Source organism: Herbiconiux sp. 320_LB, from assembly GCF_059691755.1.
Genome location: NZ_JCAWAD010000001.1, coordinates 386643 through 405873 on the forward strand (window position 1 = coordinate 386643; position 19231 = coordinate 405873).

A 19231-nucleotide genomic window follows, 5' to 3' on the forward strand; every position below is an offset into this window, starting at 1 on the left:
GAGGACTGGGCCAGGGCCGGGGCTTGCGCCCGGGCCCATGCCCGTCCGTGCCGGGGCCGGCGCCTACGCCTCGCCGAACCCCGTCTCGACCAGGTCGGCGAGGGCGTCGACCGCCGCCGCCCCGTCGGGGTCGGTGCTCGCGATCTCGACGGTCGAGCCCTTGGTGAGCCCGAGCGACATGATGCCGAGCAGGCTCTTCGCATCCTTCCCGTCGACCGTCACCTTCACCGGGAAGGTGCTGGCGAGCTTCACGAACTCCGCCGCCGGGCGAGCGTGCAGGCCGTCCTTGTTCACGATCGTCACCGTGCGCGACGGGGTGCCGGATGCCGCGGGCTCGGCCTCGAAGACCGGCACCGCCGCCACGTCCCCGGCCCGGGCACCGCCGGCACCGTCCGCGCCGTCCGCCCCGCCGACCCCGTCGGCCTGGCCGAGGTTGGCGGTCTCGGCGGCGGCGACCACGTCGGCGAGCGACCCGCCCGACTCGGCGGCGACGGCGGCCGCGACGCCGCCCTCGACCAGTGGCGCCGAGGCGATCCGCACCCGGGCGGCCACCTCCTCGTCGAGGAAGTCCAGGGCCGTCTCGGTGGTCAGGATGGCGGAGCCCAGGTCGCAGAGCACCACGACGCCCTCACCCGAGTCGGCCTCCGCGACCGCGGCGCTCACCCGGTCGAAACTCGTGCCGATGCCGCCGTCGTCCGTGCCGCCGGCGGCGACGAGGCTGGCCGTCCCCGCCATCTGACGGGCGAGGTCGACCAGGCCCTCCGCGATCTTCTGGCTGTGCGAGACGAAGACCACTCCGACCTTGCCGAGTGTGCCGGTCACCGGTCGCCCTCCCCCGTGCTGCCGGCGCCGGAACCCGTACTGTCGGCGCCGGAGTCGCCACCGGAACCCGCGCTGCCGGCGCCCGAGTCGGCCGCCGCATCCGCCGCCGCCCTCAGGATGAGCGAGGAGGACTGCGCCCCCGGGTCGCGGTGCCCGATCGCGCGCTCACCCAGGTAGCTCGCCCGGCCCTTCCGGGCAACCAGAGGCTCGGTCGCCTTCGCGCCCGCCTCCGCGGCGGAGGCCGCCGCCTCGAGGATCGCGACCTCGTCTTCCCCCGCGGCCTGCGCGGCCGCCGCGGCGTCGACCGCCGGGGTCCAGGCGTCGATCATCGTCTTGTCGCCCGGATCTGCCTTGCCGCGGAGCACGACGCCGTCCCGCGCCGCGGTCAGCAGGGCGACCAGCGCCGCGCCGTCCAGCTCCGGCTCCTTGCCGACCGCTCCGGCGGCCTTGAGGTACGCCGTGCCGAGCAGCGGACCCGAGGCGCCGCCGACCGTCGAGATGAGGGTCGTGGCGACCAGCTTCAGCGCGTCGCCCGGAACGGCGTCGGCCGGGAGGTCGTCGAGCTTCGCCAGCACGGCCGAGTAGCCCCGGTCGAGGTTCTCACCGTGGTCCCCGTCGCCGATCTCCCGGTCGAGGGTGACCAATTCGACCCGGTGCTCGGCGATCACCGCCGCGCTCCGCCTGATCCAGTCCGTCGTCCAGCCGATGCCCAAGCCCATGCTGTTGCCCTTCTCGTTCTCGTCCGTCAACCGGCTCCGGGCAGACGCCCGGAGCCATCCGTCGTGCCGTGGTCGGCGTCTACCGGCCCCAGCGGAGCGCCGCGGTCTGCACCGGCGCATCCCACAGCTCGGTCAACTCGTCGTCGAGCTTCAGCACGCTGATCGACGCGCCCTGCATCTCCAGCGAGGTCACGAAGTTGCCCACGAGCGAGCGGGTCACCTCGATGCCGCGGTCGGCGAGCACCTGCGCGGCGTGCCGGAACACGATGTAGAGCTCGACCTGGGGCGTGCCGCCCATGCCGTTGACCAGGAGCAGCACCTTGTCGCCCGACTCGAACGGCAGGTCCTCCAGGATGGGCCCGAGCAGACGGTCGACGATCGCGTCGGCCGGCTCGAGCTTGATCCGCTCCCGGCCGGGCTCGCCGTGGATGCCGATGCCGATCTCGATCTCGTCGTCGGCGAGGGTGAAGCTCGGCTCGCCCGCGTGCGGCACGACGCAAGGGGTGAGCGCCACGCCCATCGTGCGCACCCGGCTGTTGACCTTGGTGGCCACGGCCGCGACGGCCTCGAGGTCGTCGCCGCGCTCGGCGGCGGCACCGGCGATCTTCTCGACCAGCACGGTTCCGGCGACTCCGCGCCGCCCCGCGGTGTACAGCGAATCCTTCACCGCGACGTCGTCGTCGACGATGACCGTGCGCACCTCGATGTCCTCGGCCGAGGCCAGGTCGGCGGCCGTCTCGAAGTTCAGCACGTCTCCGGTGTAGTTCTTGACGATGTGCAGCACTCCGGCGCCGCCGTCGACCGCCTTGGTGGCCGCCAGGATCGGGTCGGGGGTCGGCGAGGTGAAGACCGGGCCGGGAACGGCCGCATCCAGCATCCCGTAGCCGACGAAGCCGCCGTGCAGCGGTTCGTGACCGCTGCCGCCGCCGCTGACGATGCCGACCTTGCCCGAGACGGGGGCGTCCTTCCGCACGATGAAGATCGGGTCGTGCGAGACGGTGACGATGTCGCCGTGCGCCGCCTCGAAGCCGACGACGGACTCGTCGACCACGTTCTTCGGGTCGTTGATGAGCTTCTTCATTGAAAATCCCTTCGATCGGACGTTCGTCGCCCGCGACGGGAGCCGGAGCCCGGCCATCCAGGGCAAATCTACGCTGGCGGCCTCGGCTTTCGAAAGGGCGCGCCTGCGGACGACTCGGTATCCGAGGACGTATCCCTGGCAACTTCCTGGGGATATTGTGGGGCATGCCCGGTCACCACGGGGGCCGCGCTGGGCGGCCGAACAGTGCGAAGGAAGGTCATCGTGGACAATCTCGGTATCGATTTCGTCTCAGAGCTGGTGGGGACGGCTCTCTTAGTGCTCTTGGGTTGCGGCGTGGTCGCGAACGTGGCGCTCGTGCGCACCAAGGGCTTCAACGGCGGGTTCCTCATGGTCAACATCGGCTGGGGCCTCGCGGTCTTCGCCGGTGTGATCGTGTCGTACGCCTCGGGTGCCCACCTCAACCCGGCCGTCACCCTCGGGCTCGTCGCCAACGGAGCCAAGACCTTCGGGTCGGAGGCGACCGCGGTCGACGTGAACTTCTTGTCGGTGATCGCGTACATCGGGGCTCAGTTGATCGGTGCGATCATCGGTGCGGTGTTCGTGTGGCTGGCGTACAAGCAGCACTTCGACGAGGAGCCGGAGCCGGCGAACAAGCTCGGCGTGTTCTCGACCGGCCCGGCGATCCGGTCGTACGGCTGGAACCTGGTCACCGAGATCATCGGCACCTTCGTGCTGGTGTTCGTCGTGATCGGTTTCGGTGGCGGACGTCAGGGCGACGGCGGTCTCGCGGCTCTCGGGGCTCTGCCGGTGGCGCTTCTCGTGATCGGGATCGGCGCCTCGCTCGGTGGCCCGACCGGGTACGCGATCAACCCGGCCCGTGACCTCGGGCCCCGCATCGCTCACGCGATCCTGCCGATCAAGGGCAAGGGCACCTCGGACTGGTCCTACTCCTGGGTCCCGGTCGTCGGCCCGATCATCGGCGGCATCCTCGCCGGGTTCCTCGCGATCCCGCTGCTGCCGATCCTCACGTAGCACCCAGCGGGCCGGTCCACGATGACGTGGGCCGGCCCGCTCTCTCCGTGCGGCCGACCCGGCCGTCCACAACGACGCCGTCCACAACGAAGGAGTTCTCATGACGGACTACATCATCGCGATCGACCAGGGCACCACCAGCACCCGGGCGATCGTGTTCGACCACTCGGGATCGATCGTCTCCACCGGTCAGCTCGAGCACGACCAGATCTTTCCGAAGGCGGGCTGGGTCGAGCACGACCCGAAGCAGATCTGGGACAACACCCGTGAGGTCATCGGTCAGGCGCTGTCCAAGGCCAACATCACCCGGCACAACGTCAAGGCCGTCGGCATCACCAACCAGCGCGAGACCGCGGTGGTCTGGGACAAGACCACCGGCGAGCCGGTCTACAACGCCATCGTCTGGCAGGACACCCGCACCCAGGAGATCGTCGACCGCCTCGGCGGCGACGAGGGCCCCGAGCGCTTCAAGAGCATCGTCGGGCTGCCCCTGGCCACCTACTTCTCGGGCACCAAGATCGTCTGGATCCTCGAGAACGTCGAGGGCGCCCGCGAGAAGGCCGAGCGCGGCGACCTCCTGTTCGGCACCACCGACACCTGGGTGCTGTGGAACCTGACCGGCGGCGTCGACGGCGGCGTGCACGCGACCGACGTCACCAACGCCTCGCGCACCCTGTTCATGGACCTCGAGACGCTCCAGTGGCGCGACGACATCCTGGCCGAGTTCGGCGTGCCGAAGTCGATGATGCCCGAGATCCGCTCGTCCTCCGAGGTCTACGGAACCGTCCACACCTCCTCGCTCCTCCGCGAGGTGCCCGTGGCGGGCATCCTGGGCGACCAGCAGGCGGCGACCTTCGGCCAGGCGGCGTTCGACGCCGGCGAGTCGAAGAACACCTACGGCACCGGCAACTTCCTGATCTTCAACACCGGCACCGAGATCGTGCACTCGAAGAACGGGCTGCTCACGACGCTCGGCTACAAGCTCGGCGACGACGTGCCGCACTACGCACTCGAGGGGTCGATCGCGGTCACGGGCTCGCTGATCCAGTGGTTGCGCGACAACCTGGGCATCATCTCCTCGGCCCCCGAGGTCGAAACGCTCGCCGAGACGGTGGACGACAACGGCGGCGCGTACTTCGTGCCGGCCTTCTCGGGCCTGTTCGCGCCCTACTGGCGGTCGGATGCACGTGGTGCGCTGGTCGGCCTCACCCGGTACGTGAACAAGGGCCACATCGCCCGCGCGGCGCTGGAGGCCACGGCGTTCCAGACGAAGGAGGTGCTGGATGCGGTCAACGCCGACTCCGGCGTCGACCTCACCGAGCTCAAGGTCGACGGCGGCATGATCGCCAACAACCTGCTCATGCAGTTCCAGGCCGATATCCTCGGTGTGCCGGTCATCCGCCCGGTCGTCGCGGAGACCACGGCGCTCGGCGCCGCGTACGCCGCCGGCCTCGCCGTGGGCTACTGGGCCAACCTCGACGAGCTGCGGGCCAACTGGCAGGAGGACTCCCGCTGGGAGCCCGAGATGGACGACGCCGAGCGCCAGCGCCTCTACCGCAACTGGAAGAAGGCGGTCACGAAGACCCTCGACTGGGTCGACGCCGACACCCAGTAGTTCTGCGCCGGCTGTGCTAGCTGCCGGGATGCGCGTGCTTCGCGCGCGTATCCCGGGCTGCGCCGGTCCCTGCCCGGCGCAGCGCGACATGTTCGGGTGAGGTCGCTATCGCGGCCTCGCCCTCACCCTGGGTCATCGACAAAGGCCCGCAGCATTCCATTCCGCCCCGAAGATTTGGGACGGATATGAAAGCTGCGGGCCTTTGTCGATGACCCAGGGTGAGCGCGTCGCCGCGATGCACGACCGCAGGCCGCGCTTCGCGACGGCACGCGAACATGACGCCCGCGCCGGGCGGGGACCGGCGCGGCAATAAGCACATCATGTCGCCCGCGCCGCAGAGGCGGCGGCGCGGTTATGAACGACTAGCGGCGACCCAATCCTCGAGCTTCCGCTGCGCCGCCCCCGTGTCGATCGCCTCGGCCGCGATCGACATCTTCTCCGTCAGCCGCGGGATGATGCCGCGGTCGACCTGGGAGGGGTCGGAGGCGAGTTCGAAGGCCACGAGGCCCGCGGCCGCGTTCAGCAGCACCATGTCGCGGATCGGGCCCGACTCCCCCGCCATCACCCGACGCACGACGTCCGCGTTGAATGCCGCGTCGCCGCCCTTGAGGTCCTCCAGCGTCGACAGCGGGATGCCGAGGTCGCGCGGGTTGAGGTCGTGCTCCTTGACGGAGCCCCGCGACACCTCCCAGATGTGGCTGTGCCCGGTCGTCGTCAGCTCGTCGAGCCCGTCGTCGCCGCGGAACACCAGCGCCGTCGCGCCCCGTGTCTGGAAGACGCCCACGATGAGAGGCACCCTGTCCAGGTGCGCGACCCCGACCGCCGAGGCCTCGGCCCGCGCGGGGTTGCAGAGCGGCCCGAGGAAGTTGAACACCGTGGGCACGCCCAGCTCGGCACGCACGGCGGCCGCGTTCTTGAACCCGGGGTGGAACTTCGCGGCGAAGGCGAACGAGATCCCGGTCTCCAGCAGCACCTCGGCGACCCGCTCGGGAGAGAGCTCGAGGTCGATCCCGAGCTCGCGGAGCACGTCCGACGAGCCGGAGAGCGAACTGGCCGCCTTGTTCCCGTGCTTGAGCACCGGGACACCGGCCGCCGCCGCGACGATCGACGCCATCGTCGACACGTTCACGGTGCCGTGGCGGTCGCCTCCGGTACCGACGATGTCGAGCACGAAGGGGTCGACCGGCAGGGGCAGCGCGTGCTCCAGGATGGCGTCGCGGAAGCCCACGATCTCGCCGACGCTCTCGCCCTTGCCTCTCAGCGCGACCAGGAAACCTGCCAGCTGAGCCTCAGTCACCTCTCCTAGCATGACCTTGTTCATGGACCACGTCGCGTCCGAGATCGACAGATCCGATCCCGTCAGAAGATGAGCGATCATTCCGGGCCAGGACTGCGTTTCTGCCATACCAGCGATCCTACGGGCCGCCGCCGGGGCGGGACACGCCGATGCATCGGCTCCAGGCTGCCCAATTGCAAAACCGCGCCCGGAATTCGGACATAATGGAACAGTGACGAGCAGCTCATTGACCCATTCTCAGAGTGCCCCCATGGTCCAGCGCCCGAACATCGTGGCGGTCGGAACCATCGTGTGGCTCGGCAGCGAGGTCATGTTCTTCGCCGGCCTGTTCGCGATCTACTTCACCCTGCGGTCGACGAACCCCGCCGCCTGGGCCGAGCAGGCGAACACGCTCAACGTGCCGTTCGCGCTCGTGAACACGATCATCCTGGTCATCTCGTCGTTCTGGTGCCAGTTCGCGGTCTTCGCCGCCGAGCGCGGCCAGGTCAAGCGCACGGGCTGGAGCCCCTTCAAGTGGGGCATCACCGAGTGGCTGTTCCTCACCTACGCCTTCGGCGCGATCTTCGTCTCCGGCCAGGTGCTCGAGTACGCGACCCTCGTCTCCGAGGGCATCACGATCGACGGCAACGCCTACGGCTCGGCTTTCTACCTCACCACCGGTTTCCACGCCCTGCACGTGACCGGCGGCCTCATCGCGATGCTCCTCATGCTGGGACGCGTCTTCGCAGTCAAGAACTTCGGTCACAAGGAGGCGACGTCGATCATCGTCGTCTCGTACTACTGGCACTTCGTCGACGTGGTCTGGATCGGTCTGTTCCTCGTCATCTACGTGCTGAAGTAGCAGGCTCAGACACAGTCGATCCTCACCGAAGCCGCCCCGAAAAGAGAGTAGAGAGAATGGCCCGCAAGAGCAGGAAAGCCAACAGACGCCACCCCCTGGCTACTGTCGTGCTGATTGCTATCGGCCTCGTCGTCACGGGAGGCGGATACGCGGCCTTCAGCAGCACGACGACCGCATCCGCCGACACCAGCGCCTCGAGCCAGGAGACGATCGACGAGGGCCAGAAGCTCTTCGCCTCGAACTGCGCCACCTGCCACGGCATGAACCTCGAAGGCACGCCCGACGGGCCGAGCCTGATCGGCGTCGGAGCGGCGGCCGTCAACTTCCAGGTCGGCACCGGCCGCATGCCGATGGCGATGCAGGGCCCGCAGGCCATGCAGAAGCCCGTGCAGTTCACCGACGAGCAGACCGCGGCCCTCGCGGCCTACGTCGCCTCGATCTCCCCCGGCCCCGCCATCCCGGACGAGCGCTACCTCCAGGCCGACGGCGACGCGGCCAACGGCGGCGAGCTGTTCCGCATCAACTGCGCGATGTGCCACAACGTGGCCGGCGCCGGCGGCGCCCTGACCGAGGGCAAGTTCGCCCCCGAGCTCACCGGCGTGCTGTCGACCCACATCTACGAGGCCATGCTCACCGGCCCGCAGAACATGCCCGTCTTCAACGACGACAACCTCACGCCCGAAGACAAGCGCGACATCATCACGTACCTCAAGTACCTCGAGAACAACCCCTCCCCTGGTGGGTTCGAACTCGGATCGCTCGGCCCGGTGGCGGAGGGCCTGTTCGTCTGGATCTTCGGTCTGGGAGCCATCATCGCCCTGATGGTCTGGCTCACGGCCAAGTCGAACTAGTCCGCACCCGTCCGGGTGACAACGCCACAGCACATCACAGCAAAGCTCGAAAGGGATAACCAATGGCACATGACGAGGTGAGCGGCACCGATACAGCCGCTTCCGATTCGTCGGCCGTCGAGACGACCAGAGGCACCACGGCCGGCACCACGGTCATCGCCTCCGACGTCGTGAACCCGGGTGAGCCGCCCCACCGCAAGCGCGTCACCGATCTCGATCCGAAGGCCAACAAGAAGGCCCAGCGTTCGGTCTACACGCTGTTCTACCTCTCGATCGCCGGCAGCGTCTTCGCCGTCGCGGCCTACATGGCCTTCCCGATCGAAGACGGCGACCCGACCGCTCTGCGCCTGAACACGCTCTTCATCGGCATCGGCATCGCCCTGGCCCTGTTCGGCATCGGCCTCGCCGCCGTGCACTGGGGCAAGGCCCTGATGTACGACAAGGAGGGCATCGACGAGCGCCACCCCGTCCGGGGAACGGATGCGACCCGCGCCCGTGCCGTCGAGATCTTCGACCAGGCCGACAAGGAGTCCGGTTTCGGCCGGCGCACCCTCATCCGCAACAGCCTGATCGGCGCCCTCGTCGCCTTCCCGCTGCCCGGCCTGGTGCTGTTCCGCGGTCTCGGTCCTCAGAACGAAGACCCGGTGGAGCTGCTCAGCCACACCATGTGGCAGAAGGGGTCGCGCCTGACCCTCGACCCCACCGGCATCCCGGTGAAGGCCGCCGACATCACGATCGGATCGGTCTTCCACATCATCCCCGAGGGCCTCAACGAGCGCGAGGACAAGCTGGAGCAGAAGGCCAAGGCGGCCGTGCTGCTCATGCGCCTGAACCCCGACGACCTCAACATCAGCCCCGGCCGCGAGGGCTGGTCGTACGACGGGATCGTCGCCTACTCGAAGATCTGCACGCACGTCGGCTGCCCGGTGGCGCTGTACGAGCAGCAGACGCACCACCTGCTGTGCCCCTGCCACCAGTCGACCTTCGACGTGGTGAACGAGTGCGAGGTCATCTTCGGCCCCGCCAAGCGCCCACTGCCCCAGTTGCCGATCGAGGTCGACTCCGAGGGCTACCTCGTCGCGAAGAGCGACTTCAACGAGCCCGTCGGGCCGAGCTTCTGGGAGCGTCCATGACCAGCACGATCGAACGAGCGGATGCCCCCGAGGCTCCGGTCTCGAAGCCGGCAAAGGGTGGCGGCTTCACGGGTGCGGCCGCGAACTACATCGACGAGCGCACGAGCATCTCGGGCGTCGTCAAGGAGTTCGGCCGCAAGATCTTCCCCGACCACTGGTCGTTCATGCTCGGCGAGGTGGCGCTCTACAGCTTCGTCGTCATCATCCTCTCGGGAACGTTCCTGACGTTCTTCTTCCAGGCCTCCATGGTCGAGACGCACTACGACGGCTCGTTCGTGCCGCTCAAGGGTGTCGAGATGTCGGCGGCGATGAACTCGGCGCTGCACATCTCGTTCGACCTGCGCGGTGGGCTCCTGGTCCGTCAGATCCACCACTGGGCGGCGCTGCTGTTCATCGCGGCCATCGGTCTGCACATGCTCCGCGTGTTCTTCACCGGGGCGTTCCGCAAGCCGCGTGAGCTCAACTGGGTGATCGGCTTCCTGCTCTTCGTCCTGGCGATGGCCGAGGGCTTCACCGGCTACTCGCTCCCCGACGACCTGCTCTCGGGCAACGGCCTCCGGATCATCGACGGCCTGATCAAGGGCCTACCGTTCATCGGCACCTGGACCTCGTTCCTGCTGTTCGGCGGTGAGTTCCCCGGCACGGACATCGTCGGCCGGTTCTACACGCTGCACATCCTGTTGCTGCCGGCGATCCTGGTCGCGTTCCTCGCGCTCCACCTGGTCTTCGTGGTCGTGCACAAGCACACCCAGTTCGCAGGTCCCGGCCGCACCGAGAAGAACGTGATCGGCTACCCGATCCTCCCCGTGTACGCGGCGAAGGCCGGTGGATTCTTCTTCCTGGTCTTCGGTGTCATCGCGCTGATGGCGGCGTTCTTCACGATCAACCCGATCTGGAACTACGGCCCCTACGACCCCTCCCCGGTGTCGGCGGGTACGCAGCCCGACTGGTACATCGGCTTCGCCGACGGTGCTCTGCGACTGATCCCGCCGGGCCTGGAGTTCGTCTGGCTCGGGCACACCTGGTCGTTCAACATCATCATCCCGGTGATCGCCCTGGTCGCTCTGCTCGCTCTCGTGGCGATCTACCCGTTCGTCGAGAGCTGGGTGTCGGGCGACAAGCGCGAGCACCACATCCTCGACCGTCCGCGCAACGCGCCGACCCGCACCGCCATCGGCGCCGCCGGTGTCACGTTCTACGCGGGCCTCTGGGCGGCGGCATCCTCGGACCTGATGGCGACGCACTTCCAGCTGTCGATCGAGGGCGTGATCCACGTCATCCAGGCCTGGGTCGTGCTCGGCCCGTTCCTGGCGTACTTCGTCACCAAGCGCGTCTGCATCGCGCTGATGAAGAAGGACCGCGAGATCGTGCTCCACGGCTTCGAGTCCGGCCGCATCGTGCGTCTCCCCGGTGGCGAGTACATCGAGGTGCACGAGCAGGTCGACGACTACGAGCGCTGGAAGCTGGTCGACTACGAGGTCTACGAGCCGCTCATGCTGCGTCCGAACGCCAAGGGCAAGATCACGGGTGCGCAGCGCCTGCGTTCCTCGATGTCGAAGTGGTTCTTCGAGGACCGCATCGCTCCCGTTCGTACGAACGAGCTCGAGGCGGCTCACGACCACGGTCACGGCGGCACCCACGGCGAGATCGAAAAGGGCCCCGGCCTGGTCTGACCCGTCCGCTCCCCCGCCCTCCTCGAAGGCCCGGCCCACCCCGTGTGGTCCGGGCCTTCGTCGTCCCTCCCCCACTCGTCCAGACTTCACGATGACCGTCACCGACAGCATGGGCAAGACCGAGTCGAAGTCATGCCACGTCGATGTGGCCGGCGATTCCTGGACGACGGAACGGATCGGAGGGGCAGACCGCTACGAGACCTCGGTGCTCACTGCGAAGAAGGTCCAGCCCGCGAAAGCACCGATCGTCTACATCGCGAGCGGGGAGAACTTCGCAGACGCCCTCAGTGCATCCGCGATCGCCGCCCAGCGTGGTGCCCCGCTCATGCTGAGCATGTCCGCCACCGTTCCCCAGGTCGTCCTCCACGCCGTCTCGGCCTACGACCCCGGCGAGATCGTGGTCATCGGTGGCGAGATCACCCTCCAGCCGTCCGTGCTGCAGGCGCTGCAAGCCGCCGAGCCCGCCGCACGGATCACGCGAATCGGCGGGGTAGACCGCTACGCGGTCTCCCGTGCGCTGATCCAGGATCCGCGATTCGGCTCGCCCACGCCTTCCAGCGGTCTGTTCGTCGCGAGCGGCCAGGTGTTCCCCGACGCGTTGAGCGCAAGCCCGGCCGCCAGCACGCTTGCGACACCCGTCCTCCTGGTGAACGGCGGAGCCACAGGACTGACCGCAGACGAGAAGGCGCTGCTCACGGCCCGAGGAATCACCAAAGCGACTCTCTTCGGCGGCTCCGACACGCTCAGCACGGGCATCGAGAACGATCTTCGGATGACTGCGGGTACGGCGACCCGGGTGGAGGGTGTCAATCGTTACGTCGGTTCGGCGATGGTGGCCGGTGCCTTCTTCCCTGCGACACCGCCGAGCGACACCGTGTACCTCGCGACTGGAGCGACCTATCCCGATGCCCTGGCGGGCGGCGTGCTCGCGGGTCAGAAAAAGGCACCCATCCTGCTCGTCAGCAAGTCGTGCATGATGGCCGAAGTGGCTGCCCAGGTGCGGCGGTTGAACCCGGCCAGGATCGTGCTGCTCGGCGGGCCGTCGAGCCTCGACGACGCTCTCGGGAACCTTCCCGTCTGCCCGTAGCCCCGAGCGCATAACGAAGAAGGCCCGGCACCCTTTGGGTGGCCGGGCCTTTTCGGTGGTACGGGGGGGTCAGCGGGCGAAGTAGCCGCGGTAGTACTCGTAGGTCCAGCCGACGATGGCCACGAGGGTGAGGGCACCCGCGATGAAGCTGAGCCAGATGCCGACCGCGAGGCCGAGCATCAGTAGCGCACCACCACCCGCGAGGATGATGGGCCACCAGCTCCACGGGCTGTAGAAGCCCATCTCCGGGTCGCCGTCGTCGATGTTGGAGTCGAGGCGGTCCTCCGGCAGCTCGGCGCCCTGCGCCTTGTGCACGCGGCCGAGGTAGAACGCCAGGAACGCGGAGAGGATCGCCGCCAGCCCGATCGCGAGGGTTCCGACCCACTCGATCTGGCCGTCGAAGTAGATCAGCGACCAGATCGTGTAGGCCACGTCCGCGAGGAGCATGAACCCGAACAGGATCCAGAAGAGGTTGGTGTTCGCTCTCATCGGTTACTTCACCTTGTCCTGCGCGATGTCGTACGTGGGGGCATCCGGAGCATCCTTCGCCGGCCCCACGCCGACCGGGATGCCGGCCTCGGGGTGGTTCAGGTCGAAGGCCGGGGACTCCGAACGGATACGAGGGATCGACGTGAAGTTGTGCCGCGGCGGCGGGCACGAGGTCGCCCACTCGAGCGAACGGCCGTAGCCCCAGGGGTCGTTCACTGTGACCTTCGGCGCCGTGCGGGCCGTGATGTACACGTTCAGGAAGAACGGGATCATCGACGCGGCCAGGATGAAGGCACCGATCGTCGAGAGCTGGTTCATCCACTCGAAGCCGTCTTCGGGCTGGTACGTCGCGTAACGACGCGGCATCCCGATCACGCCCAGCCAGTGCTGGATGAGGAACGTGGTGTGGAAGCCGATGAACAGCAGCCAGAAGTGCCAGTGGCCGAGCCGCTCGTTGAGCATCTTGCCCGTCCACTTCGGCCACCAGAAGTAGAAGCCGGAGAACATGGCGAACACGACGGTGCCGAAGACCACGTAGTGGAAGTGGGCGACGACGAAGTACGTGTCGGAGACGTGGAAGTCGAGGGGCGGCGACGCCAGGATGACACCCGTCAGACCACCGAAGGTGAAGGTGATCAAAAAGCCGATCGCCCAGATCATGGGTGTCTCGAAGGTCACCGAACCGCGCCACATCGTGCCGACCCAGTTGAAGATCTTCACACCCGTCGGCACCGCGATCAGCATCGTCATCAGCGCGAAGAAGGGCAGCAGCACGGAGCCGGTGACGTACATGTGGTGCGCCCAGACGGTGACCGACAGGGCGGCGATCGAGATCGTCGCGTAGATCAGGGTCTTGTACCCGAAGATCGGCTTGCGGCTGAAGACCGGGAAGACCTCCGAGACGATGCCGAAGAACGGCAGCGCGATGATGTAGACCTCCGGATGCCCGAAGAACCAGAACAGGTGCTGCCAGAGCAGCACGCCACCGTTGGCCGCGTCGTAGACATGGGCTCCGAACACCCGGTCGGCGCCGAGCGCGAACAGGGCGGCGGCGAGGACCGGGAAGGCCATCAGCACGAGGATCGAGGTGACCAGGATGTTCCAGGTGAAGATCGGCATGCGGAACATGGTCATGCCCGGCGCACGCAGCGTGATGATCGTGGTGATGAAGTTCACCGCACCGAGGATCGTGCCGAAGCCGGACAGACCGAGACCGAAGACCCACAGGTTTCCGCCATCACCCGGTGTGAACGTCGTCGACGACAGCGGTGAATAGGCGAACCAGCCGAACGAGGCCGCACCCTGAGGGGTGAGGAAGCCGGAGACCGCGATCAGCGAACCGAACAGGAACAGCCAGAACGCGAAGGCGTTCAGACGCGGGAACGCGACGTCGGGCGCACCGATCTGCAGCGGCATGATCACGTTGGCGAAGCCCGCGAACAGCGGCGTCGCGAACATCAGCAGCATGATCGTGCCGTGCATCGTGAACAGCTGGTTGTACTGGTCTTTGGTCTGCAGCAGCTCGAGCCCGGGAGCAAAGAGCTGGGCACGGATGACCAGAGCCATCACGCCGCCGAGGCAGAAGAACAGGAATGAGGCGATCAGGTACATGTACCCGATCGTCTTGTGGTCGGTGGAGGTGATCCACCGCACCAGGATGTTGCCCTTGCGCCCCACCGTCTTCGACGGGGTGGGCTCGGGAAGCGCCGGGGACCCGGCCGAGGTGACATCCACTGTTGCGGTCATGTCGGGTTCCTACTCTCCCTCTGCGGGCGTGCCGATGCCCGGAAGGTTCTGGTTGCGGTTGTACTCGTCGCCGAGCTGGCCCTCGTTGCCCGAGTCCTTCAGCGTCTGGATGTAGTCGTCGTACTCCTGCTGCGAGACGACCTTCACGTTGAAGAGCATCATCGAGTGGTACTCACCGCACAGCTCGGCGCACTTGCCGCTGTAGGTGCCCTCGCGCTCGGGGGTGACGTACATGTAGTTCGTCTTGCCGGGCAGCATGTCCTTCTTGTACAGGAAGTCGATGACCCAGAAGGAGTGGATGACGTCGCGCGACTGCAGCTCGATCTCGACGGTCTTGCCGACGGGCAGGTAGAGCACCGGCAGCTCGGACTCGACGAGGTTGCCGTTCGGGTCGGCCGGGTCGTCCTGACCCTGCACGCCGGCGTAGTAGACGTTCTCGTCGACGTAGTTGAAGTCCCACGCCCACTGCTTGCCGTAGACCTGGATCTTGACGTCGGGGTCGGCGTAGGGCTGCTCGATGGCCTGCTGGTCCTTCGCCGTGAAGGCGAAGAAGCCGAGCACCAGGATCAGCGGCACGATCGTGTAGAAGATCTCGATCGGCATGTTGTAGCGCAGCTGAGCGGGGAGACCGGTCTGGCCCTTGCGGCGGCGGTAGACGACGATCGCCCAGATCGTGAGACCCCAGGTGATGATGCCGACGATCAGCAGCACGATCCACGACGTGACCCACAGGCCGATCACCCGGTCGACGTTGTTCGTCGTGCCGGGCTCTGTCGGGAGCCAGCCCTGGAGCTGTGCCTGCGTGCATCCCGCGAGGACGACGGACATTGCGGCCGCGATAGGGATCGCGGCCCATCGGAGACGTCGGTTAGAGCGCACCAGTGACCTTTCGGGAAGCTACACCTCAGTGTATTTGACCTCCTCCTAGCCTACTGTGTCGATTTCCCCGGCGCTGCCACAGGGAGGTCGGATAGCGGTGTGTCCGGGGCCCGATCACGGCGTGTCGGCGATGGATCCGGGCACGAAAAAAGGGCCGCCCCCGAAGGAACGGCCCCTGGATCGTGACGGATCACGACCTGGTATCAGTGGAAGGAGTCTCCACAGGCACAGCTGCCCGACGCGTTCGGGTTGTCGATCGTGAAGCCCTGCTTCTGGATCGTGTCCTCGAAGTCGATCGTGGCGCCCTCGAGGTACGGGACGCTCATCTTGTCGACGACGACCTCGACGCCGTCGAAGTCGACCACGCCGTCGCCGTCGAGCATCCGCTCGTCGAAGTAGAGCTGGTAGATCAGCCCCGAGCATCCGCCGGGCTGGACGGCGACGCGCAGACGCAGGTCGTCGCGGCCCTCCTGCTCGAGCAGGCTCTTCACCTTGCTGCCCGCGGCCGGCGTGATCCCGACCTTGTGCGCGGGGGCCTCGACGGCCTGGGCGTCGACGCCCGCGGTGAGGATGGTGTCAGTCATGTTCACTCCATTCGCTCGAACAGGATCGAGGATCGTAAGGATGACGGCAGTCTAACTCCGGAAACCGGCAAGTCGGCTCAGGAATTCCCTGTTCTGGTTTTCCGCGCCGCCGCTCCTGCGGCGCGGGCGACATGTTCGCGTGTCGTCGTGAGGCGCGGCCTGCGGTCGCACCTCCCGGCGACGCGCTCACGCTGGGTCGTCGGGTACGGCCCGTTGCGTCCGACGCTCGTCAGGAGGCTCGCCCATTCAGGCGGAGGAGGAGGAGGGCCTCCGCCGTGATCGCGCGCTTGAAGACGCCGAGGTGCAGCGACTCGTTGGGGCTGTGGGCCCGGGTGTGCGGGTCCTCCACCCCCGTCACCAGGATCTGCGCCTCGGGGAAGACCCGCACGAGGTCGGCGATGAACGGGATCGACCCGCCGATGCCGGCCTCGACCGGCTCGGCGCCCCACGCGTCGCGCATCGCATCCTTCGCCGCGGTCACGGCCCAGCCGCTGGTGTCGACCAGGAACGGGCTGCCGGTGTCGACCTCGCTGATGTCGACTTCGGCACCGAAGGGGGCGTGCGCCCGCACGTGCGCCTCGAGCGCCTCGAAGGCCTCCTGCGCGTCCTGGCCCGGGGCGATCCGGGCGCTGACCCGCACCGAGACGCTCGGGATGAGGGTGTTCGAGGCATTGGCCACGGTCGTCGCGTCGATGCCGGTGACCGTCACGGTGGGCTTCGACCACAGACGCGACAGGATCGAGCCCTCCCCGATCGGCTGCACGCCGTCGAGCAGGCCCGCCTCGGAGCGGAGCGTCTCCTCCGTGTACTCGGGCGCCTGGATCTCGCGACCGGTCAGGCCCTCGACCGCGACCGAGCCGTTCTCGTCGTGGAAGCTCGCGAGGAGGCGGAACGCGGCGAGCATCGCATCCGGCACCGCTCCGCCGAACATGCCGGAGTGCGAGGCGTGCGCGAGCGTCGAGACGGTGAGCTTGAAGGTGACATTGCCGCGGAGGCTGATGGTGAGCGAGGGGGTCTCGGTGTCCCAGTTGTCCGAGTCGGCCACGACGATGACGTCGGCGGCCAGTCGGTCGCGATTGGCCTCGAGGAAGGCGCCGAACGAGCGGGAGCCGAACTCCTCCTCGCCCTCGATGAAGAGCACGAGCCCGAGGTCGAGGTCGTCGCCCACCGTGGCGGTCAGGGCACGGACCGCCGCGAGGTGCGACTCCACCCCGGCCTTGTCGTCGGCCGCCCCGCGACCGTACAGGCGGTCGCCGCGCACGGTCGGCTCGAAGGGCAGCGACTCCCAGGCGGCGTCGTCTCCGGGCGGCTGCACGTCGTGGTGCGCATAGAGCAGCACCGTCGGCCGGCCGTTGCGGGCCGCCCGGGTGGCGAGCACGGCGGGCTGGCCGAGCTCGCCCGAGGGGGTCGGGGCCTGCAGGATGTCGACCGATTCGAAGACCCCGGTCGCCCGGGCGAGCTCGGCGACCTTCTCGGCGCTGGCGGCCACGTGCGCCGGGTCGAACGCCGCCCACGAGACCGAGGGGATGCGGACGAGGTCGCTGAGCTCGGCGATGCTCGTCGGCAGTGCGGCCTCGATGGCGGAGACCAGCGCCGCCTCCGGGGCGGTGAGCGCTGTGGAAGGATCCGGCGTTGTTCCCTGCGCTGTCGTTCCCTGCGCTGTTGTTCTCTGGGCGAACGAGGAGTCTGAGCTGTCGGTCATGCAGGTAATCTTAAGAGACCGACGAACGAGGACACCGTGGCGAAGAAATCCAGCAGCATCGAAGAGACGATCGAGGCACCGGTCGAGCCGACCGTGGGCAAGGGTCACGCGACCCCCACCCGCAAGGAGCGCGAGGCTGCCAACAAGCGCCCGCTGGTGCCCGGTGACCGCAAGGAAGCGACGAAGGATGCACGCCGCCGCAACCAGGAGCTGCGCGACAAGGCGCGGGTCGGCATGGCGAACGGCGACGAGAAGTACCTGCCCGCCCGTGACAAGGGTGTGCAGAAGCGCTACGTGCGCGACTACGTCGACGCCCGGTTCAACGTCGGCGAGTTCCTGATCCCCGCGATGTTCATCGTGATCCTGCTCACGCTGGTGCCCGCGCCCGACGTGCAGGCCGCCGTGATGCTGGGCCTCTACGCCTTCGTCGTCATCGTGATCGCCGACAGCCTGTGGATGGGCTTCCGCCTCACCAAGAAGCTGCGCGAGAAGTTCGGCGCCGACAAGGTCGAGCGGGTGCGCTGGTACGCCACGATGCGCGCTCTGCAGTTCCGTCGGCTGCGCCTGCCGAAGCCGCAGGTCAAGCGCGGTCAGTACCCGAGCTGAGCTTCGGACGCCGGCGGCTTCGGGCCGAACGCCGGCGATCGGGCTGAGCCTCAGGCGCCCGCACGCCTGGTCCGGCGCAGTCGCGCCAGGCCGATGTTGATTCTGCGCGCCCAGAACGGCCCCCGGTAGAGGAAGGCCGTGTAGCCCTGCACGAGCGTCGCCCCCGCGGCGAGCCGCTGATCGACGTCGTAGGCGGTGTCGACGCCGCCGACCGAGATGACGCAGAGCTCGGGCGGCACCACGGCACGGATGAGCTTCAGCACCTCGAGCGACCGCGCGGCGAGCGGGGCGCCCGAGAGCCCTCCGGCACCCGCCGCCTCGACCGTGGCGGGGTCGGTCCGCAGGTTCTCGCGGGAGATCGTGGTGTTGGTGGCGATGATGCCGTCCAGCCCCAGCTCGACCGCGAGCTCGGCGATCCGGCCCACCTCCTCGTCGGTGAGGTCGGGGGCGATCTTGACCAGGAGGGGCGTGCGGCCGGCCTCGGCCTTGACGGCGGTGAGCAGAGGGGCCAGCCGGTCGAGCTCCTGCAGCCCGCGGAGGCCGGGCGTGTTGGGCGAGCTGACGTTGACCACGAGGTAGTCGGCCATGGGGGCGAGGGCGCGGGCGCTCTGCAGGTAGTCGCCGACCGCATCCTCGACATCCACGACCCGGCTCTTGCCGATGTTGACGCCGATGACGGGCCGGGGATGCGCGGTCGAGCGCACCCGAGCCAGGCGAAGGGAGGCGGCGGCGGCCCCTGCGTTGTTGAAGCCCATTCGGTTGACAACGGCGCGGTCGGGGATCAGCCGGAACAGGCGTGGCCGCGGGTTGCCGGGCTGTGCGCGGGCCGTGATCGTGCCGACCTCGACGTGCCCGAACCCGAGGGCGCCGAAGCCGCGGATGCCCTTGGCGTCTTTGTCGAAACCGGCGGCGAGCCCGAACGGGGTCGGGAAGGTGAGGCCCAGCGCCTCGACCGAGAGGTCGGTGTCGCGCGGCAGGGTGAACCGGGCCAAGAGCGCCTCGAGACCGAGCTTCGGGATGGCGCTGATCACTCCGAACGCGAGATGGTGGGCGCGCTCCGGATCCATGCGCGAGAGCACGTGCCGGAACAGCAGGTCGTACACGTCGGCCCTC

The 19231-nt window shown here is 68.1% G+C and carries 18 protein-coding genes; 8 read left to right on the forward strand and 10 right to left on the reverse strand.

Annotated features, from left to right (window positions below; genetic code table 11):
* Positions 1–63: 63 nt before the first annotated feature.
* From dhaM to dhaK, 3 genes are all read right to left on the reverse strand, one after another.
* The gene (dhaM, locus tag AC59HU_RS01845) at positions 64–822 is read right to left on the reverse strand and encodes a dihydroxyacetone kinase phosphoryl donor subunit DhaM (protein WP_497221610.1); all 759 of its coding nucleotides are present in this window, start codon (positions 820–822) and stop codon (positions 64–66) included.
* Positions 819–1541: a dihydroxyacetone kinase subunit DhaL gene (dhaL, locus tag AC59HU_RS01850; RefSeq protein WP_497222066.1), complete on the reverse strand. Its 723-nt coding sequence runs from the start codon at positions 1539–1541 to the stop codon at positions 819–821. The genes dhaM and dhaL overlap by 4 nt, the downstream gene beginning before the upstream one ends.
* A gap of 79 nt (positions 1542–1620) precedes the next feature.
* The gene (dhaK, locus tag AC59HU_RS01855) at positions 1621–2622 is read right to left on the reverse strand and encodes a dihydroxyacetone kinase subunit DhaK (protein WP_497221611.1); all 1002 of its coding nucleotides are present in this window, start codon (positions 2620–2622) and stop codon (positions 1621–1623) included.
* 222 nt (positions 2623–2844) lie between these two features.
* Here dhaK and AC59HU_RS01860 point away from each other — a divergent pair, with 222 nt between their 5' ends.
* Positions 2845–3615 carry an MIP/aquaporin family protein gene (locus AC59HU_RS01860; RefSeq protein ID WP_497221612.1) on the forward strand — a complete coding sequence of 257 codons (771 nt, stop codon included), beginning with the start codon at positions 2845–2847 and terminating at the stop codon, positions 3613–3615.
* A gap of 100 nt (positions 3616–3715) precedes the next feature.
* Positions 3716–5230 (forward strand): glycerol kinase GlpK, encoded by a 1515-nt coding sequence (glpK, locus tag AC59HU_RS01865; protein ID WP_497221614.1) that lies wholly within the window; start codon positions 3716–3718, stop codon positions 5228–5230.
* 352 nt (positions 5231–5582) lie between these two features.
* On the opposite strand, the gene trpD is transcribed toward glpK, so the two are convergent.
* Positions 5583–6635, reverse strand: coding sequence for an anthranilate phosphoribosyltransferase (trpD, locus tag AC59HU_RS01870; RefSeq protein WP_497221616.1), 1053 nt, complete (start codon positions 6633–6635; stop codon positions 5583–5585).
* A 142-nt stretch (positions 6636–6777) separates the two neighbouring features.
* On the opposite strand from trpD, the gene ctaE reads away from it, so the two are divergent.
* From ctaE to AC59HU_RS01895, 5 genes are all read left to right on the forward strand, one after another.
* Positions 6778–7368, forward strand: a complete 591-nt coding sequence (gene ctaE, locus AC59HU_RS01875) for an aa3-type cytochrome oxidase subunit III (protein WP_497221617.1) — start codon at positions 6778–6780, stop codon at positions 7366–7368.
* A 56-nt stretch (positions 7369–7424) separates the two neighbouring features.
* Positions 7425–8219 (forward strand): cytochrome bc1 complex diheme cytochrome c subunit, encoded by a 795-nt coding sequence (gene qcrC / locus AC59HU_RS01880; protein WP_497221618.1) that lies wholly within the window; start codon positions 7425–7427, stop codon positions 8217–8219.
* A gap of 62 nt (positions 8220–8281) precedes the next feature.
* Positions 8282–9352, forward strand: a complete 1071-nt coding sequence (qcrA, locus tag AC59HU_RS01885) for a cytochrome bc1 complex Rieske iron-sulfur subunit (RefSeq protein ID WP_497221619.1) — start codon at positions 8282–8284, stop codon at positions 9350–9352.
* Positions 9349–11025, forward strand: coding sequence for a cytochrome bc1 complex cytochrome b subunit (gene qcrB, locus AC59HU_RS01890; protein WP_497221620.1), 1677 nt, complete (start codon positions 9349–9351; stop codon positions 11023–11025). The genes qcrA and qcrB overlap by 4 nt, the downstream gene beginning before the upstream one ends.
* 91 nt (positions 11026–11116) lie before the next feature.
* Complete coding sequence (locus tag AC59HU_RS01895; protein WP_497221621.1) at positions 11117–12112, forward strand: cell wall-binding repeat-containing protein; 996 nt, start codon at positions 11117–11119, stop codon at positions 12110–12112.
* A gap of 69 nt (positions 12113–12181) precedes the next feature.
* Here the strand turns inward: AC59HU_RS01895 and ctaF are convergent, their stop codons facing one another.
* The 5 genes from ctaF to AC59HU_RS01920 form a co-directional block, all read right to left on the reverse strand.
* Positions 12182–12601, reverse strand: a complete 420-nt coding sequence (gene ctaF / locus AC59HU_RS01900; RefSeq protein WP_497221622.1) for an aa3-type cytochrome oxidase subunit IV — start codon at positions 12599–12601, stop codon at positions 12182–12184.
* A 3-nt stretch (positions 12602–12604) separates the two neighbouring features.
* Entirely contained in the window at positions 12605–14347 is a 1743-nt protein-coding gene (gene ctaD / locus AC59HU_RS01905) for an aa3-type cytochrome oxidase subunit I (protein ID WP_497221623.1), read from the reverse strand.
* Between the two features lie 9 nt (positions 14348–14356).
* On the reverse strand, positions 14357–15226 hold the full coding sequence (gene ctaC / locus AC59HU_RS01910) for an aa3-type cytochrome oxidase subunit II (RefSeq protein WP_497221624.1): 870 nt from the start codon (positions 15224–15226) through the stop codon (positions 14357–14359).
* 203 nt (positions 15227–15429) lie between these two features.
* Positions 15430–15810 carry a HesB/IscA family protein gene (locus tag AC59HU_RS01915; protein WP_497221625.1) on the reverse strand — a complete coding sequence of 127 codons (381 nt, stop codon included), beginning with the start codon at positions 15808–15810 and terminating at the stop codon, positions 15430–15432.
* A 229-nt stretch (positions 15811–16039) separates the two neighbouring features.
* Positions 16040–17512, reverse strand: coding sequence for a dipeptidase (locus AC59HU_RS01920; RefSeq protein WP_497221626.1), 1473 nt, complete (start codon positions 17510–17512; stop codon positions 16040–16042).
* A gap of 36 nt (positions 17513–17548) precedes the next feature.
* Here AC59HU_RS01920 and AC59HU_RS01925 point away from each other — a divergent pair, with 36 nt between their 5' ends.
* The gene (locus tag AC59HU_RS01925) at positions 17549–18118 is read left to right on the forward strand and encodes a DUF3043 domain-containing protein (RefSeq protein WP_497221627.1); all 570 of its coding nucleotides are present in this window, start codon (positions 17549–17551) and stop codon (positions 18116–18118) included.
* 50 nt (positions 18119–18168) lie between these two features.
* Here the strand turns inward: AC59HU_RS01925 and AC59HU_RS01930 are convergent, their stop codons facing one another.
* A complete protein-coding gene (locus AC59HU_RS01930) occupies positions 18169–19221 on the reverse strand; it encodes a quinone-dependent dihydroorotate dehydrogenase (protein WP_497221628.1) in 1053 nt (350 codons plus the stop codon).
* Between the last annotated feature and the right edge of the window lie 10 nt (positions 19222–19231).

Bases quoted from the DNA above. Each gene is read 5' to 3' on its own strand.
- dhaL (WP_497222066.1), bottom strand. From the start codon at position 1,541: ATGGGCTTGGGCATCGGCTGGACGACGGACTGGATCAGGCGGAGCGCG.
- dhaK (WP_497221611.1), bottom strand. From the start codon at position 2,622: ATGAAGAAGCTCATCAACGACCCGAAGAACGTGGTCGACGAGTCCGTC.
- glpK (WP_497221614.1), top strand. From the start codon at position 3,716: ATGACGGACTACATCATCGCGATCGACCAGGGCACCACCAGCACCCGG.
- trpD (WP_497221616.1), bottom strand. From the start codon at position 6,635: ATGGCAGAAACGCAGTCCTGGCCCGGAATGATCGCTCATCTTCTGACG.
- ctaE (WP_497221617.1), top strand. From the start codon at position 6,778: ATGGTCCAGCGCCCGAACATCGTGGCGGTCGGAACCATCGTGTGGCTC.
- qcrC (WP_497221618.1), top strand. From the start codon at position 7,425: ATGGCCCGCAAGAGCAGGAAAGCCAACAGACGCCACCCCCTGGCTACT.
- qcrA (WP_497221619.1), top strand. From the start codon at position 8,282: ATGGCACATGACGAGGTGAGCGGCACCGATACAGCCGCTTCCGATTCG.
- qcrB (WP_497221620.1), top strand. From the start codon at position 9,349: ATGACCAGCACGATCGAACGAGCGGATGCCCCCGAGGCTCCGGTCTCG.
- AC59HU_RS01895 (WP_497221621.1), top strand. From the start codon at position 11,117: ATGACCGTCACCGACAGCATGGGCAAGACCGAGTCGAAGTCATGCCAC.
- ctaF (WP_497221622.1), bottom strand. From the start codon at position 12,601: ATGAGAGCGAACACCAACCTCTTCTGGATCCTGTTCGGGTTCATGCTC.
- ctaD (WP_497221623.1), bottom strand. From the start codon at position 14,347: ATGACCGCAACAGTGGATGTCACCTCGGCCGGGTCCCCGGCGCTTCCC.
- AC59HU_RS01915 (WP_497221625.1), bottom strand. From the start codon at position 15,810: ATGACTGACACCATCCTCACCGCGGGCGTCGACGCCCAGGCCGTCGAG.
- AC59HU_RS01920 (WP_497221626.1), bottom strand. From the start codon at position 17,512: ATGACCGACAGCTCAGACTCCTCGTTCGCCCAGAGAACAACAGCGCAG.